Source organism: Streptomyces sp. P3 (assembly GCF_003032475.1).
Lineage (GTDB): Bacteria > Actinomycetota > Actinomycetes > Streptomycetales > Streptomycetaceae > Streptomyces.
Genome location: NZ_CP028369.1, coordinates 2665304 through 2690061 on the forward strand (window position 1 = coordinate 2665304; position 24758 = coordinate 2690061).

21 protein-coding genes are annotated in these 24758 nt (G+C 73.1%); 13 read left to right on the forward strand and 8 right to left on the reverse strand.

The window, feature by feature from the left end; all coding sequences use genetic code 11:
- Nucleotides 1-120: 120 nt before the first annotated feature.
- Both C6376_RS12020 and C6376_RS12025 read left to right on the forward strand, forming a co-directional pair.
- Complete coding sequence (locus C6376_RS12020) at nucleotides 121-813, forward strand: metal-dependent transcriptional regulator (protein ID WP_057579021.1); 693 nt, start codon at nucleotides 121-123, stop codon at nucleotides 811-813.
- A gap of 505 nt (nucleotides 814-1318) precedes the next feature.
- Nucleotides 1319-2221, forward strand: a complete 903-nt coding sequence (locus C6376_RS12025) for an alpha/beta fold hydrolase (protein WP_107443404.1) — start codon at nucleotides 1319-1321, stop codon at nucleotides 2219-2221.
- Between the two features lie 324 nt (nucleotides 2222-2545).
- Here C6376_RS12025 and C6376_RS12030 read toward each other — a convergent pair whose 3' ends face one another.
- The 3 genes from C6376_RS12030 to C6376_RS12040 all read right to left on the reverse strand — a co-directional run bounded on the left by C6376_RS12030 (nucleotide 2546) and on the right by C6376_RS12040 (nucleotide 5693).
- Nucleotides 2546-4105 (reverse strand): transporter, encoded by a 1560-nt coding sequence (locus tag C6376_RS12030; RefSeq protein ID WP_107448922.1) that lies wholly within the window; start codon nucleotides 4103-4105, stop codon nucleotides 2546-2548.
- Between the two features lie 101 nt (nucleotides 4106-4206).
- The gene (locus tag C6376_RS12035) at nucleotides 4207-4977 is read right to left on the reverse strand and encodes an ABC transporter ATP-binding protein (protein ID WP_107443405.1); all 771 of its coding nucleotides are present in this window, start codon (nucleotides 4975-4977) and stop codon (nucleotides 4207-4209) included.
- Nucleotides 4978-5030: 53 nt separating this feature from the next.
- The gene (locus C6376_RS12040; RefSeq protein WP_107443406.1) at nucleotides 5031-5693 is read right to left on the reverse strand and encodes a bifunctional DNA primase/polymerase; all 663 of its coding nucleotides are present in this window, start codon (nucleotides 5691-5693) and stop codon (nucleotides 5031-5033) included.
- Between the two features lie 335 nt (nucleotides 5694-6028).
- Here C6376_RS12040 and C6376_RS12045 point away from each other — a divergent pair, with 335 nt between their 5' ends.
- Both C6376_RS12045 and C6376_RS12050 read left to right on the forward strand, forming a co-directional pair.
- Nucleotides 6029-7414 (forward strand): transcriptional regulator, encoded by a 1386-nt coding sequence (locus C6376_RS12045; RefSeq protein WP_107443407.1) that lies wholly within the window; start codon nucleotides 6029-6031, stop codon nucleotides 7412-7414.
- A gap of 225 nt (nucleotides 7415-7639) precedes the next feature.
- The gene (locus C6376_RS12050; protein WP_107443408.1) at nucleotides 7640-9499 is read left to right on the forward strand and encodes a hypothetical protein; all 1860 of its coding nucleotides are present in this window, start codon (nucleotides 7640-7642) and stop codon (nucleotides 9497-9499) included.
- Between the two features lie 118 nt (nucleotides 9500-9617).
- Here C6376_RS12050 and C6376_RS12055 read toward each other — a convergent pair whose 3' ends face one another.
- Nucleotides 9618-10952, reverse strand: coding sequence for an ABC transporter substrate-binding protein (locus C6376_RS12055; protein WP_107443409.1), 1335 nt, complete (start codon nucleotides 10950-10952; stop codon nucleotides 9618-9620).
- 118 nt (nucleotides 10953-11070) lie between these two features.
- Here C6376_RS12055 and C6376_RS12060 point away from each other — a divergent pair, with 118 nt between their 5' ends.
- Both C6376_RS12060 and purU read left to right on the forward strand, forming a co-directional pair.
- Entirely contained in the window at nucleotides 11071-11571 is a 501-nt protein-coding gene (locus C6376_RS12060; RefSeq protein WP_107443410.1) for a hypothetical protein, read from the forward strand.
- An 83-nt stretch (nucleotides 11572-11654) separates the two neighbouring features.
- Entirely contained in the window at nucleotides 11655-12539 is an 885-nt protein-coding gene (purU, locus tag C6376_RS12065; RefSeq protein WP_107443411.1) for a formyltetrahydrofolate deformylase, read from the forward strand.
- A 114-nt stretch (nucleotides 12540-12653) separates the two neighbouring features.
- Here purU and C6376_RS12070 read toward each other — a convergent pair whose 3' ends face one another.
- Together C6376_RS12070 and C6376_RS12075 are read right to left on the reverse strand one after the other, a co-directional pair.
- Nucleotides 12654-14156, reverse strand: a complete 1503-nt coding sequence (locus C6376_RS12070; protein WP_254075914.1) for a maleylpyruvate isomerase N-terminal domain-containing protein — start codon at nucleotides 14154-14156, stop codon at nucleotides 12654-12656.
- Nucleotides 14153-14743, reverse strand: coding sequence for an RNA polymerase sigma factor (locus tag C6376_RS12075; RefSeq protein WP_107443412.1), 591 nt, complete (start codon nucleotides 14741-14743; stop codon nucleotides 14153-14155). The genes C6376_RS12070 and C6376_RS12075 overlap by 4 nt, the downstream gene beginning before the upstream one ends.
- A 343-nt stretch (nucleotides 14744-15086) precedes the next feature.
- On the opposite strand from C6376_RS12075, the gene C6376_RS12080 reads away from it, so the two are divergent.
- Together C6376_RS12080 and C6376_RS12085 are read left to right on the forward strand one after the other, a co-directional pair.
- Nucleotides 15087-15467 (forward strand): STAS domain-containing protein, encoded by a 381-nt coding sequence (locus tag C6376_RS12080; RefSeq protein ID WP_107443413.1) that lies wholly within the window; start codon nucleotides 15087-15089, stop codon nucleotides 15465-15467.
- A gap of 177 nt (nucleotides 15468-15644) precedes the next feature.
- Nucleotides 15645-16157, forward strand: a complete 513-nt coding sequence (locus tag C6376_RS12085; protein WP_107443414.1) for an EF-hand domain-containing protein — start codon at nucleotides 15645-15647, stop codon at nucleotides 16155-16157.
- Here C6376_RS12085 and C6376_RS12090 read toward each other — a convergent pair.
- Nucleotides 16136-17653 carry a class I adenylate-forming enzyme family protein gene (locus C6376_RS12090; protein ID WP_254075915.1) on the reverse strand — a complete coding sequence of 506 codons (1518 nt, stop codon included), beginning with the start codon at nucleotides 17651-17653 and terminating at the stop codon, nucleotides 16136-16138. The genes C6376_RS12085 and C6376_RS12090 overlap by 22 nt on opposite strands.
- A 176-nt stretch (nucleotides 17654-17829) precedes the next feature.
- On the opposite strand from C6376_RS12090, the gene C6376_RS12095 reads away from it, so the two are divergent.
- The 4 genes from C6376_RS12095 (at nucleotide 17830) to C6376_RS12120 (ending at nucleotide 22198) form a co-directional block, all read left to right on the forward strand.
- Entirely contained in the window at nucleotides 17830-19026 is a 1197-nt protein-coding gene (locus C6376_RS12095; protein ID WP_107443415.1) for an amidohydrolase family protein, read from the forward strand.
- Between the two features lie 79 nt (nucleotides 19027-19105).
- Nucleotides 19106-20242 (forward strand): acyl-CoA dehydrogenase family protein, encoded by a 1137-nt coding sequence (locus C6376_RS12100; protein WP_107443416.1) that lies wholly within the window; start codon nucleotides 19106-19108, stop codon nucleotides 20240-20242.
- Between the two features lie 10 nt (nucleotides 20243-20252).
- Nucleotides 20253-21134, forward strand: coding sequence for an acyl-CoA dehydrogenase family protein (locus C6376_RS12105; protein ID WP_107443417.1), 882 nt, complete (start codon nucleotides 20253-20255; stop codon nucleotides 21132-21134).
- A gap of 551 nt (nucleotides 21135-21685) precedes the next feature.
- Nucleotides 21686-22198, forward strand: coding sequence for an ATP-binding protein (locus C6376_RS12120; protein ID WP_107443420.1), 513 nt, complete (start codon nucleotides 21686-21688; stop codon nucleotides 22196-22198).
- Between the two features lie 503 nt (nucleotides 22199-22701).
- On the opposite strand, the gene C6376_RS12125 is transcribed toward C6376_RS12120, so the two are convergent.
- The gene (locus C6376_RS12125) at nucleotides 22702-23628 is read right to left on the reverse strand and encodes a cyclase family protein (RefSeq protein WP_107443421.1); all 927 of its coding nucleotides are present in this window, start codon (nucleotides 23626-23628) and stop codon (nucleotides 22702-22704) included.
- A gap of 102 nt (nucleotides 23629-23730) precedes the next feature.
- Between C6376_RS12125 and C6376_RS12130 the strand changes: the two genes are divergently transcribed.
- A complete protein-coding gene (locus tag C6376_RS12130) occupies nucleotides 23731-24648 on the forward strand; it encodes an SDR family oxidoreductase (RefSeq protein WP_107443422.1) in 918 nt (305 codons plus the stop codon).
- The last annotated feature ends 110 nt before the right edge of the window (nucleotides 24649-24758 follow it).

Here is a 24758-nt window from a genome sequence, read left to right on the forward strand (position 1 = left end):
GGCCGTCCGGTTTGGACGGCACGGCACGCTTGTCAGTGGTATCCGGCAGAATTGGGTCCAGGGCCAGCGCACGCGCCGATGTGCCGTCGAGCCTTCGGCAGAGCTAATCGAGGGGCATCAATGTCCGGACTGATCGACACCACGGAGATGTATCTCCGCACCATCCTCGAGCTGGAAGAGGAAGGTGTGGTCCCCATGCGTGCCCGGATCGCCGAGCGCCTCGACCAGAGCGGGCCGACGGTCAGCCAGACGGTGGCGCGCATGGAGCGCGACGGCCTGGTCTCGGTCGCCAGCGACCGGCATCTGGAGCTCACGGACGAGGGCCGGCGGCTCGCCACGCGCGTGATGCGCAAGCACCGCCTCGCCGAGTGCCTGCTCGTCGACGTGATCGGCCTGGAGTGGGAACAGGTGCACGCGGAGGCCTGCCGCTGGGAGCACGTGATGAGCGAGGCCGTCGAGCGGCGCGTGCTGGAGTTGCTGCGGCATCCGACCGAGTCGCCGTACGGCAACCCGATCCCGGGCCTGGAGGAGCTGGGCGAGAAGGACGGCGCCGACCCGTTCCTGGACGCGGGCATGGTCTCGCTGGCCGACCTCGACCCGGGCGCGGAGGGCAAGACGGTCGTCGTCCGCCGCATCGGCGAGCCGATCCAGACGGACGCGCAGCTGATGTACACGCTGCGCCGCGCGGGCGTGCAGCCCGGCTCGGTCGTGAGTGTGACGGAGTCGGCGGGCGGGGTGCTGGTCGGCAGCGGCGGCGAGGCGGCCGAGCTGCAGGCGGAGGTCGCGTCCCACGTGTTCGTCGCCAAGCGCTGAGCCGACGCCGCGGTCACCGGGGCGGCCGGTGATCGTCGCGGAAACGGTGAGCTTTGGCCAACTCCCGAGATGCGTGGGGCAGTTGTGGCGTGGCATCGATCTCACCGAATCGGGGATCGCCTGTGTCGAATCGCAGCGCTCCGCCGCATCCCGTGCCAGGCTGTCGCGTGAGGCATATGACCTGAGGGGGCGGGACGATGTGCCACGGAGCAGCGGAGAGCCCCGGCGCCGTACGGCGCCGGGGCCTGTCCTCCCCTGTGCTGACCCGGAGCCCCGAGCTCCCAGGGTCATTCCCCTCGGACCGTTTTCCCCGAGCGGTCCGCCTCCCGGTGAGAATCTCCCCGCGGTGGCGGGGATCATTCCCGGAGAATGGTCACTCGAACGAGCGGTGTTGTGCGCGGAGAGTGCAATTCTCGAAAGGGCATTCGATAGCCTGAGGTGATTGAAGGCAGTACGAAGGCATCGGCAGCGCATCGGTACGACGGGTAGGGGGGTGCCAGGACCTATGGCGCGACGCATCGACGTGACCGGGGCGGGCGGCGTACGTCTGGCGGCTTGGGAGTTCGGCGACCCGCCCAAGGGGATCCCGTCGCAGTCCACCGGCGGGCGGGAGGAGCGGGCCGAGTCCGAGCAGGCCTCCGGCGTGCTGTTACTGCACGGCCTGATGGGCCGCGCCTCGCACTGGGCGTCCACCGCCCGCTGGCTCTCCGAGCGGCACCGCGCGGTCGCCCTGGACCAGCGCGGCCACGGGCAGAGCGAGAAGCCGCCGCAGGCCGCCTTCACCCGCGAGGCCTACGTCGAGGACGCGGAGGCGGCCCTCGAGCAGCTCGGACTCGCCCCGGCCGTCCTCGTCGGGCACGCCATGGGAGCGCTCACCGGATGGCAGCTCGCCGCCAAGCGCCCGGATCTGGTGCGCGGCCTGGTCGTCTGCGACATGCGGGCCTCCGCGCTCGGCGCGGCCTCACAGCGCGAGTGGGGCGACTGGTTCAACTCCTGGCCCGTCCCCTTCGCCACGCTCGCCGACGTCCGCAAGTGGTTCGGCGAGGACGACCCCTGGGTGGAGCGCCCGAACCCCTCCAGGGGCGAGTTCTACGCCGAGGTGATGCAGGAGTCGTCCGACGGCTGGCGACCTGTCTTCGAGCCCGAGCAGATGCTCAAGTCCCGCGAGACCTGGGTGTACGACGCGCACTGGGAGGAGCTGACGCAGGTCCGCTGCCCGGTGCTCGTCGTCCGCGGCCTCGACGGCGAGCTCGGCCGGGCCGAGGCACAGGAGATGGTCCGGGTGCTGCCCCGCGGCGAGTACGCCGAGGTGCCCGACGCGGGGCACCTGGTCCACTACGACCAGCCGGAGGGGTGGCGGGCGGCCATCGAACCGTTCCTGGACGCCGTGCTCGCCGAGTCGGCCTGACGCGCGCCACGGCCGCATCCGCGCCGGTCGGCGCGCGCCAGGGCCGCTCCCATGCCGGTCGGGGTGTGCCAGGGCTGCTCTCGCGCCGGTTGGCGCGCGGCCACGGCCGCTCCCGTGCCGGTCGGCGCGCGCCAGGGCTGCTCCCGTGCCGGTCGGCGTGCGGCCACGGCCGCTCCCGTGCCGGTCGGGGTGTGCCAGGGCTGCTCCCGTGCCGGTCGGGGTGTGCCACGGCCGCTCCCGTGCCGGTCGGCGTGCGCCACGGCCGCTCCCGCGCGCCGCCGCCGGCGCGTACGGGGAAGGCCGGCGGAGCGGGGCTCGGCGTCGTCAGCCCTTGCTCACCGCCGTCAGGATCTCCGGCAGGCGGGACGCGGTGCGCGGCGCCGCCAGCCGCAGGCCCAGCAGGGTGACGGCCGTGCCGTAGACCGTGCCGCCCGGCAGCAGCAGCCAGGTCCACGCGTCGCCGCCCTCGGTGACGTGCAGCCAGATCGTCACCGCGATGACGGGCGCGCACAGCAGGGCGGCCGAGACCATCCCGCCGAAAATCGCGATCCAGGCGAGACCGGCCTGGCCGGGGGCGACGTTCTTGTGGCCCTCCTGAGGGATCGAGTAGGGGAAGCGCGCCGAGGTCCAGGCACCCGTCGCCAGCATCGCGCCGAGCAGCGCGAAGGACAGGCCGAGCGCCTCGGGGAGCTTCGGCCAGTCACCGAGCATCGCCGTGGTCAGCACGGTCACCAGCGTCGCGTAGGGCAGAGTGATCGTCAGCAGGGCCAACGCCCGCGCGCGCAGCTCGTCGTAGGCGTCCCGGCGCGAGGAAATGGTCATCGCGACCATCCAGAACGCCGAGGTGTCCTGCCCGAACTGGTTGTACATCTGGATGCCGAGCATCCCGGCGGCGAAGCAGGCGAAGTAGATCGAGCCGGTGCCCTGCAACGCGTTGAAGACGGGCACGATCAGCCCGATCGCCAGCGAGGTCACCCACGCGGCCTTCGTCTTCGGGTCGCGCCAGATGTAGCGCAGGGTGCGCTCCATCACCGTGCCCGTGCGCCCGCCGGGCAGCAGCCGCACCAGCCCCGCCGAGTTCCGCCGCTCGCGTGCGGCCGGCTCGGCGGCCTGCAGGGTGGAGCCGTCGGGCGCGGTCATCAGCCGTGTCAGGCTGCGCGACCACCCCGCCACCAGCAGCACCAGCGCCGCGACGCTGACGGCCAGCTGTGCGGCGGCGACCCCGTACGCGCCCTCGCTCACCGAGTCGACCGCGCCGAGCGCCGAGGCGGGCGGCAGCCACCGCAGCACGTCCCCGACGGGTTCCAGCTGCCCCAGCCCGGACGTGCCGAGCCGCTGCGCCCCGAAGTTGACGGCCTGCGCCCCGATCGCGATGACGAGACCGCTCAGCACCGCCAGATCGCGGCCCTTGCGGCTGCTCAGCAACCGGATGTTGGCGGCGGCCACGGCCCGCGCGAACGCCACGCACACCAGCAGCGCCAGCGCGACGGCGAGCACCCCGACCGCCCAGGCGGCCGCCCCGTGCGCCACGGAGATCGCCGACCCCACCAGCAGCAGCAGGGTGAACAGCGGTCCGATGCCCACCAGTGAGGCGGCCAGCAGCGCCCGCACGAGCGGCCGGGGCCGCAGCGGCAGCATCACCAGCCGGGTCGGGTCCAGGGTCTCGTCGCCGCTGGGGAAGAACAGCGGCATCACCGCCCACCCCAGCCCCAGCACCGCCACCAGCAGCACGACCAGGGAGACGGCGTGGTCGTGCCCCCGCAGCGCGATCAGCCCGAGCAGCTGCAACGCGGCGAACAGCAGGGTGACGACGGCGGAGGCGACGTACGCGGCCCGCCGACCGCCCGACTGCCGCAGGCCGTTGCGCAGCAACGACAGCTTCAGCCGGACGACGGTGACGACGAGGTCCGCAGCGGACGCGGCCGGGGGCGAGGCGGCCGCGCGGGAGGCCGGCGCGGGGGAGGGCGGTGCGGGGGTCAGGTCGCTCACCGGCCCGCCCCGCCGCCCAGCCAGTCGAGGTCGGAGCCGGTGTCCCGGCCCTGCGCCCCGACGAGTTCGAGGAACGCCCGCTGCAGCGAGGGCGCCGACCCGCGCACCTCCTCCAGCGTCCCGTGCGCCCGGATCCGCCCGGCCGCCATCACCGCCACCCAGTCGCACAGCGACTCCACGAGTTCCATGACGTGCGAGGAGAAGACGACCGTCGCCCCGGACGCCGTGTACCGCTCCAGCACGCCCCGGATGATCTGCGCGGAGACCGGATCGACGCCTTCGAACGGCTCGTCGAGGAAGAGCACTTCGGGGTTGTGGAGCAGCGCCGCGGCGAGGCCGATCTTCTTGCGCATGCCGGTCGAGTAGTCGACCACGAGCTTGTGCTGGGCGCCGGCCAGATCGAGGACGTCGAGCAGTTGGGCGGCCCGCTTGTCGACCTCTGCACCGGGCAGCCCCCGCAAGCGCCCGCTGTAGCCGAGCAGTTCACGTCCCGACAGCCGCTCGAACAGCCGCAGACCCTCGGGCAGCACCCCGATCCGGGCCTTCACCTCGACCGGGTCCCGCCACACGTCGTGCCCGACGATCTCGACGGACCCCTGGTCGGGCCGCAGCAGCCCGGTCACCATGGACAGCGTCGTCGTCTTCCCCGCCCCGTTGGGGCCGACGAGGCCGATGAACTTCCCCGAGGGCAGGTCGAGATCGATCCCGGCGACGGCGACTTGCTGGCCGAACCGCTTCCAGAGGTTACGCACGCGTACGGACGTCATGCCCCGAACCCTACGGCGGGCGGCGGCGGACGGGGTGGGCAGGAGACCGCGGGCTACCGGTCCCGTCCGCAGGCGTAGGCGAGCGGCGAGATCAGCTCCTCCGCGTCCGGCAGCCAGCGGTTCGCGGCGGTCGGACGGCAGGCCCACTGCACGGCCCCGCGGGACCCGAACCGGGTGGGCGGCGCGGCCACGTACATGCCCTCGCCGAGCGTCACCAGATCGAGGGCGGCCGGCGACCAGCCCAGCTTGCGCACCAGGTCCGGCACCTTCGCCGAGGCGCCCGGCAGCACGAAGAACCGCATCCGGCGATCCGGCGTCAACGTGACCGGACCGAGCGTCAGCTCCATCCGCTCCATCCGCGCCAGCGCGAGAAACCCGGCCGTCTCCGGCACGGAGATCGCGTCGAACGTCCGCCCGGTCGGCAGCAGGATCGAGGCGGTCGGCTGTTGCTGCCACATCCGCCGCGCGACGGTCGCGCTGCCGGTGGCCTGCGTCGCCCAGTCGGGCCGAGCGGGGTGCGCGCCCGGAACCTCGCAGGCCGCTTCGCCGCAGGAGCAGCGCTGCATCCCGCCGACGGCTTCCAGCCAGGTGCCCGGGAACACGTCCCAGTGACGTTCCTCGGCATAGCGAACAGCGGCCTCGAGCAGCGATTCCCCGCGCTGCTTCGGGATTTGAGTGGCGTCGGCGTCCGCCATGGTCTCTTCCACGATGAACACAACTCTAGCGGTCACCAGGGGTTACGCCTGCCACGAATGCGCGGGGGAGGAGCATCGATTCCGCGTCCGGGGCGCATGGGTGCATGGGCGGGGGCGCGCGGGAGGAACGGGCGCGGGAACGGGTAACCAGGGTGAGGGGGGCGGGCTTCCGTCGATAACCCGGCATTTCCCGTATTGCTCGGTAAACATCAGCAATCCGCTCATGCCTCGCATTTTCGGTGCGACCGTGGGGCATCGATCTTCTCGGCCGGAACTTTTCGGTGGAAGACACGTCAACTCGGTGTGTGGGCAGGCACCCGCCGCCCCGGTCACCGCAGCCACAGGGGGTAGTGCCCATGGCCGCAAGGCCGCTAGTCGCGCGGCAGCCGAACGAACGGCTGCAGGCGCTCATCCAGGAGGCGGGGTGCTCGAACGCCGGGCTCGCCCGCCGCGTCAACATGTGCGGCGCCGAACACGGCCTCGACCTGCGCTACGACAAGACGTCCGTGGCGCGCTGGCTGCGCGGACAGCAGCCGCGGGGGCGCGCCCCGGCGATCATCGCGGAGGCGCTGGGCCGCAAGCTCGGCCGTACGGTCACGATCGACGAGATCGGCATGGCCAACGGCAAGAACCTCGCCTCGGGCGTGGGTCTCCAGTTCTCGCCGACGGTGTTGGGGGCCATCGAGCAGGTCTGCGAGCTGTGGCGCAGCGACGTGGGCCGGCGGGACTTCCTGTCCGGCTCGTCGGTGGCCGCCTCGGCGCTGGTCGAGCCGAGCCGTGACTGGCTCATCTCGTCGCCCGACGCACAGGTCGCGCGGTCCGCGGGGCCCCGGGTGGGGCTGTCCGACGTGGCGGCCGTCAAGGCCATGACGCAGGCGCTGGTCGACCTCGACCACCAGTACGGCAGCGGTCATGTGCGCCCGGTCGTCGTGCACTACCTCAACAGCGTCGTCTCGGGCCTCCTGGCCGGCTCCTACCGGGAGGCCGTGGGCCGTGAACTCTTCGCCGCCGTCGCGAGGCTGACGGAGCTCGCCGGGTACATGGCCGTCGACACCGGCCAGCCCGGCCTCGCCCAGCGCTACTACATCCAGGCCCTGCGGCTGGCCCAGGCGGCGGACGACCGGGGGTACGGCGGATACGTGCTGGCCGCCTCCATGAGCCATCTCGCGGCACAGCTCGGGAACCCGCGCGAGATCGCGCAGTTGGCGCGCGCCGCGCAGGAGGGCGCCCGGGGTCGGGTGACTCCGCGCGCGGAGGCGATGTTCCTCGCCGCGGAGGCGCGCGGACACGCCCTGCTGGGCGACGCCCGGAGCACACAGACGGCGGCCGGGCGGGCGGTGTCCGCGCTGGACGCCGCCGACCCGTCCGCCGGGGACGACCCGGCGTGGATCGCGCACTTCGACGAGGCCTATCTCGCCGACGAGTTGGCGCACTGCCACCGCGACCTGGGGCAGGCCGAGGCGGCGGCGCGCTGCGCCCAGGAGTCCCTGGCCGGGCATCCGCCGGGCCGTGCGCGCCGGCGTGCGATCGGCTATGTGCTCCTCGCCACCGCGCAGGTGCAGCGACGCGAGATCGAGCAGGCCTGCAACACCGGTATGAAAGCGGTCGAGTTGCTGGAGACGCTCCGCTCCAACCGGGGCGCGGAGTACCTCGACGACCTCCAGCAGCGGCTGGCACCGTTCCGCGACGAGTCGGTGGTGAGGGAGTTCGGAGCGCGGCTGGATCTGCAGACCGCGGCGTGAGCCGTGGCGTGCACGCGGGGGCGCCGCCGCGTGCACGTGCGGGAAAGGACGAGGTCCCGCGCGGGAGGCGACGAACACGGTGCGCGGCGCTGCGGATCTGTCACGGACGGCACCGGCGATCCCGGTGGGAGGGAGATCACGTTCTTGAGCTGCGTGGCACGGGGTTCCGGGGACCCGGTAGCGTGAACCGACGATTCCGAAGGTCCCCCATTCGTAGGAGTCCCGGTGACGCAGAGTGGACAGGGCGAGGAGCCCTCGGCGCAGCCCGCGCGCGAAGGCATCGTGCTGCCCTCCGACGGCGGGGAACCCCTGCTGCCGGGAACGACGCCGGACGTGCGGCGCCAGCCGGCCCGGCCGCAACCACAGCCGGGCACCGCGTCGGAGCCCTACCCCGGCGGGTACGACGGCGGCCCGTACGGACAGCAGCAGTACGGGCAGCAGCAGTACGGGCAGCCGGCGGGGCAGCAGCCTGAGGGGCAGCAGCCGTACGCGCAGCCCGACGGGCAGCAGTCCTACGGTCCGCGGGACCACGGACAGCAGCCGGAGTACGGACAGCAGCCCGGGTACGGGCAGCCGGCGCCGGCCGGTGGACAGACCTGGGGGCAGCCCATGGGTGCGGACCGGCAGTCGCCGGCCCCGCAGCAGCCGGACCAGAGCTGGCCGCTGCCCCCGGACCAGGCACCTCCGCAGCACCAGCCCCGGCAGCAGAACCAGTGGGGCGGCCCGCAGCACGATCCGTGGGACGGGGGCCGGCAGGCGGGAGCCGGGCCGCTCCCGCCCGAGGGCGCACCGGCCCCGGCCGCCCCGGCGTACGGCCAGGGCAGACCGGGCACGCCCCTGCCGCCGGTCGCGACCCCGTTCGCCCCCGCCGACGAGGGCGCCACGCAGTACATACCGCCGGTCCCGGCAGCGCCCGCCGACGAGGGCGCGACGCAGTACCTGCCGCCGATACCGGCGGCCCCCGCCGACGAGGGCGCGACGCAGTACCTGCCGCCCGTCGTGCCGGGCGGGCTGCCGCCCGAGGCTCCGGCCGAGTCGACCCACTACCTGGGCCGCACGCCGCAGACCCCGGGCCCCCGGCAGACGCAGGGCACCCCCGGCCCGATGCCGGGCGGGCATCCCGACGCCGAGGCCACGCAGTACATCCCGCCGGTCGCCGCACAGACCGGCGGCGACCGGCAGCAGCCGCCCGCCGGGTTCGAGAGCCTCTTCCGCGACGAGCCCGCCGGGGACGGCCCGGCCGGCTCGACCCAGCTGCTGCCGCGCTTCGACGAGCCGGACGTCCCCGCACCCGGCGGCCGGCCGGGCCACGGCGGTCCCGCCGCCCGCTCCGCCCGAGCCGGCTACGCCCAGGGCGGCTACGCCCCGCCCGCCTACACCCCGCCCGGCGACCCGTCTGCGAGCGGTCGGCGCGGCGCGCGGGACGACGACGGCGGCCGCGGCCGGGGCGACCGCACCGGTTCGCGGGTGCCGTTGTTCGCGGCGATCGGCGTGGCGCTCGTGGTCGTCGGCGTCGGCGCGGGCGCGATGCTCGGCGGCGGGGGATCGGACAAGGGCGACGACAACAAGACGGTGGCGGCGTCGGCGCCGGTGACCGGGCAGTCCGGGTCGGCGTCCTCGGACGGGGGCCGGGAACAGGCCGCGGAACTGGACAAGCTGCTGGCGGACAGCGGCAGCAGCCGGGCCAGCGTGATCAGCGCCGTCGCCGACGTCAAGGCGTGCGGCGACCTCGCCCGGGCGGCCACGGATCTGCGGGACGCGGCGAGGCAGCGCACCGGCCTGGTCACCCGCCTGTCGGGGCTGAAGGTCGACCGGCTCCCGGACCACACCGCGCTGACCACCGCGCTCACCAAGGCGTGGCAGGCGTCCGCGTCCGCCGACGACCACTACGCGGCCTGGGCCGACCAGGTAGCCGGCGACAAGAAGAAGAACTGCAAGAGGGGATCGGCCCGCACCACCGGCGAGACCCAGGCCGGCAACCGCGCGAGCGGCACGGCGAGCGGCCAGAAGGCGCGGGCCGCGAAGCTGTGGAACGCGATCGCCCGGAAGTACGGGCTGACCGAGCGCCAGCCCACCCAGCTGTAGCGGCGCGGGCCGCCCCGCTACGCACGTCACCCGACACGGACCCGGCGGCGGTCGTCGGCCCCGACCGGCGGTGGCCGGCGCCGGCCGACCGGCGTGCGTCGGCCGACCGGTCTGCGTGTCAGTCGACGTCCGCCTTCTCCAGGGTCCCCGTCACGTCGACGAAGCCCCCCTCGGCGGCCACCAGGCGGCCTTTGCGCACGGTCTGGAGGGTGACGTCGGCGTTGACCAGGCGGGGGAAGCCGATGGAGGCGAGGCGGTCGGTGAACCGCCAGCGCAGGGGCGGTGTGAGTCCGCCCGTGTCGATCTGCAGTCCGCCGTCCAGCGCGTGCCGCACGGTGTCGGCGGTCACCGCGCCGCCGTCCAGCGACTCCACGGCCTGCCGGAGCACGTTGTAGGCGATCCAGGTGGTCTGCACGCCGGTGTCGGCCGGGTCGATGCGGGTGTCGGAGAACGCCTTCTCGCTGATCACCTTCTTCATCGGAGCCCAGGCGGGGTCGCTCGTCACCGGGTACCAGCCGGTGACGTACGCCCCCTCGAAGGGGCCCGAAGCGGCGCCGGCGGCGTTGATCACCGTCTGGTCGACGCTGCCGAGGATGGTGGCGGTGCGCACGCCGGGGTAGTCGTCGCGGCTGCGCCGGAAGGAGTCCATGAAGGTGCCGGTGCGGTCCCCGAGCGCGGTCACCACGCACCCCTGGCCCTTCCTCGACCGGCCCTCGCCCTTGGTCGCCGTCCTCAGGGCGTCCTCGGCCTGGGTCGTGTACTCGGTGGCGTCCTCCGGGGCCGGCTGGTCCGCGGACGCGCCGTGGCCGCCCGCCGTCAGACCGGCGTCGAGCATCACGGGCAGGGAGTCGCCCGCGATGGTGTCGGGGCGGACGAGGGAGACCCGGCCGCACTGCGGGGCCAGTTCCCTGCCGAGGCCGGCCAGGAGGCTGGGCCGGCCTCCGTTGACGGGGTAGGACAGCGGGCTGGTGAACTCGGCGTTCGTCACGCCGAAGCCCCCGATGTACGGGATGCCGGCGCCCTCCAGATGAGGGAAGAACGCGTCGGAGTGCTGGCTGTAGGAGCCGACGACGGCGACCGCGCCCTCCTTGACCGCCCGCCGGGCGCACTGCGCGGCGGCGACGGTGTCGTCGCGGTCGTTGCAGGTCAGCACCTTCAGGTCACGGCCGCCGAGGCCGCCGGTCGCGTTGAGCCAGCGGGCGTAGGCGCGGGCGAAGGCGGGCATTCCGGGTTTGTTGGTCGCGGACGTCCCTTCGGGGGCCCAGGTCATCACGACGATCGGGCCGTCCCCGGAGCCCCCCGCGGCGCCGGGCACCACCCCGCAGGCGACGGCGAGCGACGCGCAGGCGGCGAGGGCCCCCGCGGAGAGGGCACTCGCCCTGACGGACCTGGAGAAACGGAACGATCGAGGGAGGAAGGTGCTTCGCGTGGACGTGCGTCGCCTGCCGGTCATGGACACGCACGATTCCGTCACATGGCCAACCTCGGAGTGACCCTTGTTCAACGCTGGGTGACCGGAAGGTGAATTGCGGGGGTCCGTGCCGCCCGCGAGGCGCGGAAACGTACGATCGGTGACCGTGCAAGGTTCGGAGAACTCTTCCCGTCGCGGCCGTCGCTCCCCCACCATGGGCGGCATGCCACTCAACGACATGCCGTGGTGGCGCTGGCGCAGCAATGTGCGCTCCGCGCTGCACATGCTCTCCGATCCCGCGTTCCAGCGGAACGTCTGGCTGGCCGGCGTCGAGGGATACGGGGACGTCACCGACGCCGTGTACCGCCTCGTCGAGGACACCTGGCTCGACAACTGGTCCGCCGAGAAGTACGTCGGCACGATCTTCCGCGACTCGCAGGAGGCGGCTCTCGTCGACACCGCCGTGCTGCGGGTGCTGAGGATCATGCACCAGGTCGGTCCGGACGCCCCGGTCTCCGCGTACGTCGACAACCAGGGCTGGCCGGACGCCGTGCGGGCGGCGCGGGACGCCCACGTGCGGATGGCGGCGAGCGACGGGGACGACCCGGACGCGCCGCCCCGCACCCTCGAGGTGCTCCGGATCATGACGCGGGCGGCGTAGACCGCGGCGGTGGGCGCGGCCGGCGTGTTCCGGCCTCCGGGACGATTGCCACGGGCGGCAGGCGGTGTGCGACCCTGTCGGGCATGAACGCGCAGTCCGCCCGAGCCGCGGCGACCCCCGCCGACCAGTACGTCCTCACCCTGTCGTGCCCCGACAAAAAGGGCATCGTGCACGCCGTGTCGAGCTACCTCTTCATGACCGGCTGCAACATCGAGGACAGCCAGCAGTTCGGCGACCACGACACGGGTCTGTTCTTCATGCGCGTCCACTTCTCGGCCGAACCCCCGGTGACGGTGGACAAGCTGCGGGCCAGCTTCGCGGCGATCGGCGACTCGTTCCACATGGACTGGCAGATCAACCGGGCCGACGAGAAGATGCGCGTCGTCCTCATGGTCAGCAAGTTCGGGCACTGTCTGAACGACCTGCTGTTCCGCGCGAGCATCGGCGCGCTGCCGGTGGAGATCGCGGCCGTGGTGTCCAACCACACCGACTTCGCCGAGCTGGTGGCCTCGTACGACATTCCCTTCCGCCACATCCCGGTGACGAAGGAGAACAAGGCGCAGGCCGAGGCGCAGCTGCTGGAGCTGGTCCGGGAGCGGGACGTCGAACTGGTCGTCCTGGCGCGCTACATGCAGGTCCTCTCCGACGACCTGTGCAAGCAGCTCAGCGGCCGGATCATCAACATCCACCACTCGTTCCTGCCGAGCTTCAAGGGCGCGAAGCCGTACCACCAGGCGCACGCGCGGGGTGTGAAGCTGATCGGGGCGACGGCGCACTACGTGACCGCCGATCTCGACGAGGGGCCGATCATCGAGCAGGAGGTCGAGCGGGTCGGGCACGGCGTCACGCCCGACCAGCTGGTCGCGATCGGCCGGGACGTGGAGTGCCAGGCGCTGGCGCGAGCCGTCAAGTGGCACGCGGAGCGCCGGATCCTGCTCAACGGGCGGCGGACGGTCGTCTTCCCCTGAGGTCCTGTCGGGCCGGGGAAGGTGCCGTGGGGGCGGATCCCGGCCGCGGCGGGGAGCGGCCCCCGGGCTCGGCCCCGTCCTCGGCGGAGCGTGTCCGTCGCAGGCTCGCCGCGCCTACATCCGGCTGAGACCGGCCGCCGCGAACAGCACGTCCCTGATCGCGTCCCGGTCGCCGACCTGGCCCGCGGCCGCCTCCTCCGGAGACACGTGACCGGCGGCCAGCCGGCAGAACTCCACGTCGTCCATGGCGACATGGGCCACCTCGTCGTCGGCGGGGCCCATCGCGCCGCCGGGGTCCGCGGGTCCGGACCGAACCGGCCGCGCGGGAGAGTCCAGCGGAATCAGCCACTGGCCGCCGCCCGAGCCCTCGATCTCCAGGCGCAGGCTGCGGCCGGGCCGGCCGGCGGTCACCAGGCGCCGGGTGCGTGCGGGCGAGGCGAGTCCGGCGCGACGTCGGGCGGCGAGCGTCTCCGGCAGCATCCGCGCGGCCAGGTCGATCATGCCGTGAAGGTGGCGCGGCGCGGGCGGCGCGTAGGGGTAGTCGACCGCTTCCGCGATGTCCTCGGCGTGCACCCAGCACTCGAAGGCCCGGTCCAGCATCGCGTCCCGCAGGGGGAGTTCGAAGCCGCCGTACGACACCGGCAGGCCGGCCGGGCCCCCTCCGGCGAAGGACACGGTGCGCACCAGGGCGTGGGTCTGCTCGCGCCACGGGCCGCGCACCGAGCGGGAGGGCGGGAAGTGCGCGCCCGCCCAGAACGCCTCGGTGCGCTGGGACGGCGTCCGCGTCCGGCTCTTCGGCCGCCCCTCCGCGTCCGGCTGCTCCGTCGCGTCGCCCGCATCCGCATCCGCGTCCAGGGGGTCGTCCAAACCCAGGGCGACGGCGATCAGGCCGTCCACCGCCAGCAGATGGGCGATGACCCCGGCGACGGTGGTCCGGCGGCTCGTCGCGCTCTCGCCGCGGAACCAGCGCAGCCGCACGGGCGCGTGCCATTCGGCGTCCCCGAAGTCCTGGAGCAGGGCGTCCAGCCGCGCGGTCTCGGCGTCGTACGACGCCGCCCAGGCGGGCACCGGGACGCGCGGCGGACGCCGCTCCAGGCAGCCGTCGAGGACACGGGTGCGCAGGGCGGGGTCGAGGTCGAGGGACTCCGAGCGGTGCAGCAGGCCGACGGCCTCGCGCAGTCGCCGTGCCTCGTCCGCGCACGCGCCGCAGTCGCCGAGATGCATCTCGACGGCGTCCGTCTCCTCGGCCGAGCAGGCCGCCAACGCCCACGCGCCGAGCAGCGACTTGAGGATCGGATGCTCGAGCCTGACCGGTTCCGGTCCGGCCGGCACCCGTGGGTCGGGCAGCGGCAGGCCGCCGTCCTCCACGGAGACACGGGGGAGGGGGATGCGGGGGGCGGGCACGGGCGCGTCCTGCTCGGGCGCGTCCCCGGCCGCCCCGCCCGCACCCTCGGCGCCGCCCACGTTCTCCGCGTCCGGTGCGCTGCCCACGTTCTGCATGCTCCCCGTGCCCGTGCCTTCCGGGTCCCTGCTTCTGCTCCTGCCCTCGTCCCTGCCCTCGTCCGTGTCCTTCCGGTCCTCGTCGTCGTGCGGCTCGAGGCCGTCCGTGTCGCTCACGCAGCACCTCCGTAGCCCGGGGGTGCTCCGGGGGCCGCGGTGTCGTGGGCGGTGGAGAGCAGTTGCAGGCCGAGGCGGAGCCGGCGGCGGGCCTCGTCCTCGGTGACGCCGAGGTCGGCCGCGGTCTGGCGGTAGTCGCGGCGCTGGAAGTAGGCCAGCTCCAGGGCGGCGCGCAGCGGGGCCGGCATGGCCTGGACGATGTAGTCGGCGCGGGCGGCGACGGAGGCGTGCCGCACCCTGCGCTCGAGTTCCTCGGTCGCCTCGGCGGAGCCGTGGCCGGCCTCGGCCAGCGCGGCGGTCTCGGTGGCGCGCAGCCGCTGGACGGCGAGACGGTGGGTCACCGCGGCGACCCAGGTGCGCAGCGGGCCCTGCCCGGGGTCGTAGGTGTCCGGGTGTTCCCAGACATGGGCGAAGACCTCGCGGGTGACACAGTCCGCCGCCCGTTCGTCTCCGAGCACTCGGTGGGCAAGAGAGTGCACCAGTGAAGCGAACCGGTCGTAGAGCTCGCCGAGGGCGGCCGCCTCACCGCGCGCGAGCCGCTGCTGCATCCTGCGGTCCCAGCGGGGCGGTGCGTCCCTCTTCGCCATGCGTCCCCCTCACCCGTGTGCGTCCCGTACCTGCGTGCTCGTGTCCGTGTCCGTGCTCAGCGTGCGTCCACCGTCGGCTCGAATGTAGTCGGCACGCATGACGACGCACGCCCCATTGTTTCAATGTGCGCCCCCTGTCCGCGGCAGGGTGGTATGGGTCGGCGCCTACCCGACACACATGGATCGAACCGGACTTCATATGACAGAAACAAGCCTCATTCTCTCCGTTTCTGTTTTTGCTTCGGAGTTTCGGGGCACGGCCGCTGGGCAGCCGCGCTGCAAGGAAGCGAAGGGACAGCTTCCGTTCACTGCGAGCTACGGCTGGCAACGGCGAGCGAAAGGCGTGGTGGTGGCCTTCAAAGTGACCGGCGGCGAGCAGGGTGGATGGGCCGTGCTGCAGGTGTCGGGCGAACTGGACCTGGTGACGTCGCCGGTGCTGCGACAGCGGGTGCACGACGAGGTGGCCGAGGGCCGCCACAGTCTCGTCCTGGACCTCTCCGAGGTGTACTTCTGCGATTCCAGCGGAGTGGGCGTGCTCATCGCCGCCCGCCGCCTCATCCGCTCCTGCCGGGGGCGGCTGCGCCTGATCCTCCCCGCGCGCGGGGCGGCCGAGGGCTCCCACGTCAACCGGGTGCTGGGCGCGCTCGGCGTGCGCCGCCTCTTCGAGGTGTACGCCGATCTCGCGGACGCCCTGGACGACGGGACGGAACCACTGTCGGCGTGAAGCCGTCGTTTCGCCACACGTTCGTCCCGAATCGCCCCCGGTCCGGGGACAGACGTCCCCTTCCCGCTGTCCGGACGCCGTCCGCGTCGTACGCTCCCTGCCGGAAGCACTCTTCGCAGTGCCTTCCCCGCATTTCCCACAGCACCTCCGCGACGACGTAAGGCGGCCCGAGAAGACATGGTCAACAGCGAGTACGAACGCAGGATCGCCGCCCGGTTCGCCACCTTCGACCAGGACGGCAACGGCTACATCGACCGCGCGGACTTCGCCGCCGCGGCCAAGGCGGTGCTCGCCGAGTTCGGCGTCGCCGCCCGCTCCGACAAGGGGCAGGCCGTCTACGCGGGAGCCGAGGCGTTCTGGCAGGGCATGGCCGGCATCGCCGACCGCGACGGCGACCAGCGCATCACCCGCGAGGAGTTCGTGACCGGCGCGGTCAAGCGCCTGCGCGACAACCCGGGGCGGTTCGCCGAGATCGCCCGCCCCTTCCTGCACGCGGCACTCGACGTGGCCGACGCCGACGGCGACGGCCGGGCGACGGTGGAGGACACCGTGCGGGTGCTCCGCGCCCTCGGCGCGCCCGAGGAGGTCGCCCGGGGAGCCGCCGCGGTGCTGGACGCCGACGCCGACGACAAGGTCGGCGAGGCCGAGATCGTCCCGGCGTTCGCCCGCTACTTCACGGTTCCCGAGTAGCGTTCGCGCAGCTTGTACTTGAGGACCTTGCGGAGCGTGTCGTTGCGCGGCAGGGCGTCCACCAGCTCCAGCTGCTCGGGCAGCTTGTGCACGGAGAGTCCCGCCGCGCGCAGATACGAGGTGACCGCCTCCAGGGTCAGCGCCAGCGCCCCGGCCGGCTGTTCGACGACCGCGCACACCCGTTCCCCGCGCTCGGCGTCGGGCAGGCCGATCACGGCGACGTCCCCGACGCCGGGATGGGCGGCCAGCAGGTCCTCGATCTCCTTGGCGGAGATGTTCTCCCCCTTGCGGATGATGACGTCCTTCAGCCGTCCGGTGAGCACCAGGTGCCCGCTGCCGGTCAGCCGCCCCAGGTCGCCGGTGCGCAGGAAGCCGTCCGCGTCGAACGCCTCGGCGCTCTGGCCGGGATCCAGGTAACCCCGGCACACGGCCTCGCCGCGCAGCCGCACCTCCCCGTCCTCGGCGATGCGTATGTCCATGCCCGCCGGCGGCCGTCCCTCCGTCGTCGCGAGGTTCTCCGCCGTGTCGTCCGGCGCGCCCATGGTGATCATCGGCACCTCGGTCATCCCGTAGCCGTGGGTGAGCTGCACGCCCATCTCGCGCACGACGGCGTGGTACACCTCCGGAGGCTTGGGCGCGCCGCCGCCCGCGAGCAGCCGCAGCGTGGGGATCACCGGGACGCCCGGCTGTCTGCGCTGCTCGGCGAGGAACATCGAGTAGAACGCCGTCGACCCGCCCGCCACGGTCACGCCGTGCCGCCGGTACTCCTCCAGCGCGTCCGGCAGCGCGAAGTGCTCGAACATCACCGCCGGGAAGCCGTAGAGCAGGAGCATGACGGTGTAGTCGGGGCCGGCGATGTGGGCGTACGGGAACGCCATGGAGCCGACGTCGTCCGCCGTGAGGCGCAGCGCGTGGGCGAGGCAGGAGCCGCCCGCGATCAGCGAACGGTCGGTGTGCAGGACGCCCTTGGGGTCGGACGTGGTGCCCGAGGTCCAGTAGATCCAGCGGACCGAGCCGCCCTCGGCGGGCGGGGCGGAGAGCACTGAGGGATCGCCCTCGGGCAGGTCGTCGTAGGCCTCGAAGACGCCCTTCGCGCCGAGCCGCCGGGCCATCTCGGTGTGGTCGAAGCCGCGCCGGACGCCCGGCGTCGCGAAGAACTCCGCCTTCGACTCGCGCAGCGCGAAGCCGACCTCGCGGTCGCGGTAGAAGGGGATGACCGGGGTCTGCACGGCCCCCAGGCGCGCCAGGGCGAAGGAGAGCACGGCCGTCTCGAGGCGGGTCGGCAGCTGCCAGGCGACGACGGTGCCGGGGCGTACGCCCATGTCGTGCAGCCCGGCCGCGGTCCGCTCGGCGCGCTCGCGCAGCTCGCCGAAGGTCAGGGCGCGGTCGCCCTGCAGGAGGACCCGGCGTCCGGGGGTGAGGTCGGCGCGGCGGGCGAGCAGCTCCCAGAGGGTGCGGGAGTCGCTCAGCTCGTGGGCGGTGTCGGTGTCGTTCACGTCGGCCCCCTGGCTAGCTGACGGACAGTCAGATTTGGGCAGAGCGTAGGCCCGGTCGCCTTGTCGGTCCAGGGGGTGCGGGCTAGCCTGCAGGGGAGAGCAGATCTGACGACCCATCAGATGACGCGTCGGGCCGTCCACCGGACCACCGGCGTTCCGCCAGGCGGAGGGAAGCCATGAGCACCGAACTGCCGCGCATCGTCAGCGTGGACGACCATGTGATCGAGCCCGCGCACCTCTTCTCCACCTGGCTGCCGAAGAAGTACCGGGACCGGGGACCGCAGCCCCTCACCGCCGGGATCGGCGAGCTCGCCTACGTCGCCGGGAAGTACCGGATCACGATGGACCCGGACGGCCCGCCCACCGACTGGTGGATCTACGAGGACCTGAAGTTCCCGTACAAGCGCAACATCGCCGCCGTCGGCTTCGACCGCGACGAGATGACCCTCGAGGGCATCACCCGCGAGGAGATGCGGCGCGGCTGCTGGGACCCGAAGGCCCGGCTGGCGGACATGGACCTCAACCACGTCGAGGCCTCGCTGTGCTTCCCGTCCTTCCCGCGCTTCTGCGGGCAGACCTTCGCCGAGGCGCACGACAAGGAGGTCGCGCTGGCCTGCGTGCGCGCCTACAACGACTGGATGGTCGAGGAGTGGTGCGGCGGCAGCGGCGGCCGGCTGATCCCGCTGTGCCTGATCCCCCTGTGGGACGTCGGCCTGGCGGTCGCCGAGATCCGGCGCAACGCGGCCCGCGGGGTGCGCGCGGTGACCTTCTCCGAGATCCCGAGCCACCTCGGGCTGCCGTCGATCCACTCGGGCTACTGGGACCCGTTCTTCGCGGTGTGCGAGGAGACGGGGACGGTCGTCAACATGCACATCGGCTCGTCCTCGCAGATGCCGGCCGCCTCACCCGACGCGCCCCCGGCCGTCCAGGCGTCCCTGTCCTTCAACAACGCGATGGCCTCGATGATGGACTACCTCTTCAGCGGCGTACTGGTGCGGTTCCCGCGCCTCAAGCTGGCCTACTCCGAGGGGCAGATGGGCTGGATCCCGTACGCCCTGGAGCGCGCCGACGACGTCTGGGAGGAGCACCGCGCGTGGGGCGGCGTCCGCGACCTGATCCCCGAACCGCCGTCGACCTACTACTACCGGCAGATCTTCTGCTGCTTCTTCCGCGACAAGCACGGCGTCGCCTCCCTGGACGTGGTGGGGCGCGACAACGCGACCTTCGAGACCGACTACCCGCACGTGGACTCCACCTTCCCGCACACCAAGGAGGTCGCCCTCGACCACGTCAAGGGCCTCGACGACGAGACGGTCTACAAGCTGATGCGCGGCAACGCGATCCGCATGCTGGACCTGGACCTGGACAAGTAGCCGGCCGCGGGGCCGGAGGGCATCAGCACCGGCAAGGCAAGCCAAGGCAGGGCAGCAGATCAGGCAGGGGGATCAGGACATGGACCTCTCGGACAGCCCCGAGGACGCGGAGTTCCGGGCCCGGCTGCGGGAGTGGCTGGGCAAGGTGCTGCCCACGCTCCCGCCGAAGCCCTCGCCGGACGACTGGCCGGGCCGCCGCGCCTACGACCTGGGCTGGCAGCGGGCCCTGCACGACGCCGGATACGCCGACGTCCACTGGCAGGCCCCGCCGGGCGTCCGCCTGATCTTCCTGGAGGAGACCGAGAAGGCGGGCGCGCCCTACGTGGGCGCGGGCTTCGTCGGGCTGCTGCACGCCGGCCCGACGATCGCCGCCGAGGGGACGCCCGAGCAGCGGGCCCGCTGGCTGCCGCCCATCCTGCGCGGCGAGGAGGTGTGGTGCCAGGGCTTCAGCGAGCCCGACGCCGGGTCCGACCTCGCGGCGCTGCGCACGCGCGCGTGGCGCGACGGCGACGCCTACGTGGTGAGCGGATCCAAGATCTGGACCTCGCACGCGGAAGTCGCCGACTGGTGCGAGCTGCTGGTGCGCACCGATCCGGACGCGCCGAAGCACCGGGGCATCAGCTGGCTGGCCATGCCCATGGACGCGCCCGGCGTCACGGTCCGCCCGCTGCGCACCCTCGCCGGGTCAGCCGAGTTCGCCGAGGTGTTCCTCGACGAGGTGCGGGTGCCGGTCGGCAACCGGGTGGGGGCGGAGAACGACGGCTGGCGCGTGACGATGGTGACGCTGTCCTTCGAGCGCGGCACCGCCTTCGTCGGCGAGGTCGTCGCCTGTCGGCGCGTGCTGGGCGAACTCGCGCACCGGGCGCGGCGCACCGGACGCTGGGACGACCCCGTCCTGCGGCGCCGGCTGGGGTCCCTCAACGCCGAGTTCCGCGCGCTGTGGCGGCTGACGCAGTGGAACGTGAGCGCGGCGGAGGCCGCGCACGGCGGGGTGCCCGGCGTCGGCGGCTCGGTCTTCAAGCTCCGCTACTCGCAGGCGCGCCAGGAGCTGTACGACGCCGCCGCCGAGGTCCTGGGCGACGCGGCCCTCGACGCCGACCGGACGTGGACGGCCGACCGGCTCTCGTCGCTCTCGTACACCATCGCCGCCGGCACGTCGCAGATCCAGCGCGACATCGTGGCCGAGCGGATTCTGGGTCTGCCGAAGGGGAGGTGAAGGGTCCGTCATGCGTTTTCTCCTGACGGAGGACCAGCGGGCACTCCGCGACGGGGCGCGGGAGCTGCTCGCGCGCCGTTTCGACCGGGCGGCGCTGCGGGCCGCCGTGGACCGGCCGGGGGTACTGGACCGGGCCCTGTGGCGAGAGTTGGGCGCGGCCGGATTCTTCGCGCTGCGGCTGCCGGAGGCGGACGGCGGGGTCGGACTCGGGCTGCCCGAGGCGGTGCTGGTCTTCGAGGAGGCGGGCCGGAGGCTGCTGCCGGGCCCGTTGGTGGCCACCCACCTCGCGGCCGGGCACGTGCCGGGCGCGGCCGAGGGCGAGACGGTCGTGGCGGCCGCCGACGGCGGCGGGCTGGTGGAGTGGCTGGCGCAGGCGGACGTCGTGCGCGGGGACGTCGACGGGGCCGTGCCGCTGAGGTCGGTGGACCCGTTGACGCCGCTGCACGCCGTCCCCGCGCGCGGCACGGCCGATCCCGCCGCCGTCCTCCTCACCGCGGCGGAGCAGCTCGGCACCGCCACACGCGCGTGCGAACTGGCCGTGCAACACGCCCGGGCGCGTGAGCAGTTCGGTCGGCCGATCGGGGCCTTCCAGGCGGTCAAGCATCTCTGCGCGGAGCTGCTCGTGCGGGTCGAGACGGCCCGTGCGGCGGTCTACGCGGCCGCCGTCACCGCCGACCCGGCCGACATCGCGGCGGCCCGGCTGCTGGCCGACGACGCCGCCGTACGCGGCGCGCGCGACTGTCTCCAGGTGCACGGCGGCATGGGGTTCACCTGGGAGGCGGACGTCCACCTGCTGCTGAAACGGGCCTGGGTGCGCACACGACGTGCGGGTGGGGGCACGGAGAGTGAGGAGCTGCTCGCGGCCGATCTGCTGGCCGGGGCGGACCGTTAGCGGTCCCGGCCTGCGCGGACGGGGGACACGGCGGACGGACGGCCGCGCGGGTGTCGCGGATTGTGGCATACCGGAATCACGGAGCGTTGATATCGGGTTGTGTCCGATGCGTGACCCGTCACGGCCCGGAGTCGGCGGGTCGCTCCGGTACCTTCTGTGGGATGCGAGCGGTTCCGAGCATGAGCCATGCCGGCGGTGCCCCCGGGGCGATGCCGGATCCGGTGGTGCGCGCCGCCGCTCGCTGGGCGGACGGGCGTATCGCCCCCGCCTGTTCGACTCCCCGCAACGAGCGTCGCACAGTATGCCGCACGGGTACTCCTTCGCGCTGGAATATGCCCGAAGCGCTTGTTGAGGTGACTGTACGTCAACCAAGCTGTCTCGTAAGGGATTCACGTTCCGTCACCCTGCCTCTGGCCGTTGTTCTGGTCATGCAGAAAATGGCTACGATCGTGGCCCCCGTCGTCATGGCGCACGCGCGGCTAGCGTGGCTGGCGTGGCGTACGGCCATGTGTCCGCCGGTTCGGATGGTGTGAGCGGTGCAGGTGCTTCAAGTGCAGCTGGAGATCCGGCCCGACCCCGCTGAGGTGGGGCGCGCCCGCAGGTGGGCCCGTTCGCGCCTCGTCGGGTCCGGGATAGGGGACGAGGAGCCGCTCGCCGAGACGTTGATCCTGCTCGTCTCCGAGCTGGTCACCAACGCCGTGGTGCACACCGGCTGTCCGGCCGTGTTGCGGCTCTCCCTGCCGGGCGGGGCGTCCGAGCCGTCCATCGTCCGGCTGGAGGTGGCGGACTCCAGCGACCGGGCCCCGGTGCCCCGCTGCGCGGGCGACGAGGCGACCGGCGGACGTGGCCTGGCCCTCGTCGACGGCCTCGCGGACCGCTGGGGGTGGAGCGTCGAGGGCACAGGCAAACGCATCTGGTGCGAACTGGACCGCTGTGCGACCCCGGCCGAGGTGGCGGTGGACCGTGGCGGTGCGGCCGAGTGCGCGGGAGTCGTCGAGTGCGTGGGCGGCGTCCGCAAGGAGCCCCGGCCGGCGTACGGCGGCCTGGCCTACGGGGCTGTCTGACGGGCCGACGGCGGCGCGCGGCGTACACGCGGGTGCGGAGTGTCCCGGCGGGCCGGCGGCCCGGCACCGCGGAGCCCGGCAGTCGTGGGGCGCGGGCGCAGAAAGCGCTGTCGGTCCGGGCCGGTCCGGGATCGGTGCGCCCGTCCGTGCTTCTGTGCGCGCCCATGATGAATGGGGCGTAAGTAATAAATCCCCTTCCGGGTGTTGACGTTCGTTGTCCGTTTGATCACGCTTGTGGTCAGCGATTCGCCGTGAGGGGACGGCGAGGGCCTCGGTGACGGAGGTCCTTGCCGGGCGCGGATCGTGATTCGGCGTCGGTTCCCTCAGGGGCGAGGGGAGTCGACAGGGGTTCCCCGCCCGGGCGCGGGGAGACACGCCGAAGTCGGATGGCGGTGCGCGGTGCCGTGCTCGGGGCGGGCAGCCGCGCGCCGCCGGCCGACGGGCGCGGCCCGCCCGCACGCGTCCTCACCGTTCGGCCCTCGCACCCTCGCACCCTCGCACCCTCAGAGAATCGCCACCGGGGCCACCGGCGTTCCCGTTCCGCCGACGAACGGCTCGGGCATCGCGGACAACAGGAACGCGTAGCGGCCCACTTCTCCACAGGCTGTGGACAACTCTTCGAGATTCCAGTTCTGGCCCTGAAGCATCCCCATCTCCACGAGATCGAGTGCGTGCACGGGCAGCCACAGATCGTCGATCTCCGGCGGGAAGACCTCGAACGTGAGGGTGTCGTTGGCGACGGCCGCCACGTCGCGCGCGTGGAACCACTGAGGCGTGCGCACCGACAACCCCGGCGAGGGGAACCCGTACCCCTGTCGGTCGCCCGCCAGATAGACCTGGACCTGCCCGGTCCGTACGAGCACGATGTCGCCGGCGCGCACGCGCACGCCGGCGAACTCCTCGGCCGCCTCCAGATCCTCCGGTGTCACCGCGTGGCCGCCCGCCAGCCGGTCGACGCCGCGCGCGCGTGCCACGTCGAGCAGCACCCCGCGCGAGACGACGTGACGCGCCTTGTCGATGCCGCTGAACTCGGCTCCGCCGTGCGCGGTGACGCTGGCCGCCGGGCGGCCGTTGTAGAGCTTCCCCGAGTGCGAGACGTGGGTCAGCGCGTCCCAGTGCGTGCCCGCCTGCAGGCCCATCGTCACGGCGTCGTCGCTGCACGCCACCGTCCCCGGGCCGAAGATCTCCTGGTTGATCTGCACCATGGTGTGCAGGGGGTTGATCCGGCCCGGGATGAGGCCGGTCTGCACCCCGTCCTCCCGCAGCGGGAGGGCGAGCGGTACGCGACGCCCCGAGCGGATCTCGGCGGCCGCCGCGCGGACGACGTCGTCGGTGACGAGGTTCAGCGTGCCGATCTCGTCGCCCGCCCCCCAGCGCCCCCAGTTGTTGACGCGCTTGGCGATGTCGTGGAACTCGGCCGGCAGTGTCATTCCGTGCCTCCCCGGGGCTTGTCCCCGACTGTCCGACAGGTCAATCTGGTCCTCGCATCCAAAATCTAACGGACCGTCAGAAACTGCGGGAGGGGGCTGGGCATGGGGAACTTCCTGGCCGGCAGGAGCATCGCCGTCACGGGCGCGGGACGGGGCATCGGGCGGGCGGTGGCGCTCGCCGCCGCCGCGGAGGGCGCGCGCGTCGTCGTCAACGACTACGGCGTGGCGGTGGACGGGGCCGCGCCCACGAGCGAGGTCGCCGACGCCGTCGTCAAGGAGATCGAGGCGGCGGGCGGGGAGGCCGTCGCCGTCGCCGACGACATCTCCACGATGGCCGGCGGCCGGCGGCTCGTCGACGTGGCCATGCAGTCGTACGGGCGGCTCGACGGGGTCGTGTGCGTGGCCGGCATCCTCCGCGAGCGGATGTTGTTCAACATGTCCGAGGAGGAGTGGGACCCGGTCGTGGCCACCCATCTGAAGGGCACCTTCACCGTGTTCCGGGCCGCGTCGGCGGTGATGCGCGAACAGCGCGGCGGCACGCTGATCGGATTCACCAGCGGCAACCACCAGGGATCCGTGTCGCAGGCCAACTACAGCGCGGCCAAGGGCGGGATCATCTCGCTGGTGCGCAGCGCCGCGCTCGGCCTGCACAAGTACGGGGTGACCGCCAACGCGGTCGCCCCCGTGGCGCGCACGCGCATGTCGGCCGGGGTGCCCACGGAGCTGTCGGAGATCGGCGAACCGGAGGACGTGGCCGCGTTCGTGGTCTACCTGCTGTCGGACAAGGCGCGCGAGGCCAGGATCACCGGGCAGGTGTACACCGTCGCCGGGCCGAAGATCGCGGTCTGGGCGCAGCCGAGGGAACTGCGTTCGGTCTACGCGGAGGGGGGTTCCTGGACGCCGGAACGGATCGCGGAGGCCCTCCCGGCGTCGGTGGGGGTCGATCCGATGCCGATGCTGGCGCGGCTCGAGGAGATGGCGCGGGCCGCGCGGGAAGGGAGCCGGCCCAACGCCCGGTAGCCCGGGTGTGCGAGTGGATCGGCGGGCGCGGGCGCGCGTGCGGGTGCGGGTGCGGGTGCGTCGGGGCGGTCCCCCGCGCCTTTGGACGTACGTGCCGTCGCCCCATTCTC

What these genes read in the sequence shown, in the direction of transcription:
- C6376_RS12085 (WP_107443414.1), top strand. Translation starts at nt 15,645, where the DNA reads ATGGTCAACAGCGAGTACGAACGCAGGATCGCCGCCCGGTTCGCCACC.
- C6376_RS12025 (WP_107443404.1), top strand. Translation starts at nt 1,319, where the DNA reads ATGGCGCGACGCATCGACGTGACCGGGGCGGGCGGCGTACGTCTGGCG.
- C6376_RS12020 (WP_057579021.1), top strand. Translation starts at nt 121, where the DNA reads ATGTCCGGACTGATCGACACCACGGAGATGTATCTCCGCACCATCCTC.
- purU (WP_107443411.1), top strand. Translation starts at nt 11,655, where the DNA reads ATGAACGCGCAGTCCGCCCGAGCCGCGGCGACCCCCGCCGACCAGTAC.
- C6376_RS12035 (WP_107443405.1), bottom strand. Translation starts at nt 4,977, where the DNA reads ATGACGTCCGTACGCGTGCGTAACCTCTGGAAGCGGTTCGGCCAGCAA.
- C6376_RS12130 (WP_107443422.1), top strand. Translation starts at nt 23,731, where the DNA reads ATGGGGAACTTCCTGGCCGGCAGGAGCATCGCCGTCACGGGCGCGGGA.
- C6376_RS12100 (WP_107443416.1), top strand. Translation starts at nt 19,106, where the DNA reads ATGGACCTCTCGGACAGCCCCGAGGACGCGGAGTTCCGGGCCCGGCTG.
- C6376_RS12045 (WP_107443407.1), top strand. Translation starts at nt 6,029, where the DNA reads ATGGCCGCAAGGCCGCTAGTCGCGCGGCAGCCGAACGAACGGCTGCAG.
- C6376_RS12075 (WP_107443412.1), bottom strand. Translation starts at nt 14,743, where the DNA reads ATGGCGAAGAGGGACGCACCGCCCCGCTGGGACCGCAGGATGCAGCAG.
- C6376_RS12125 (WP_107443421.1), bottom strand. Translation starts at nt 23,628, where the DNA reads ATGACACTGCCGGCCGAGTTCCACGACATCGCCAAGCGCGTCAACAAC.
- C6376_RS12095 (WP_107443415.1), top strand. Translation starts at nt 17,830, where the DNA reads ATGAGCACCGAACTGCCGCGCATCGTCAGCGTGGACGACCATGTGATC.
- C6376_RS12105 (WP_107443417.1), top strand. Translation starts at nt 20,253, where the DNA reads ATGCGTTTTCTCCTGACGGAGGACCAGCGGGCACTCCGCGACGGGGCG.
- C6376_RS12055 (WP_107443409.1), bottom strand. Translation starts at nt 10,952, where the DNA reads ATGACCGGCAGGCGACGCACGTCCACGCGAAGCACCTTCCTCCCTCGA.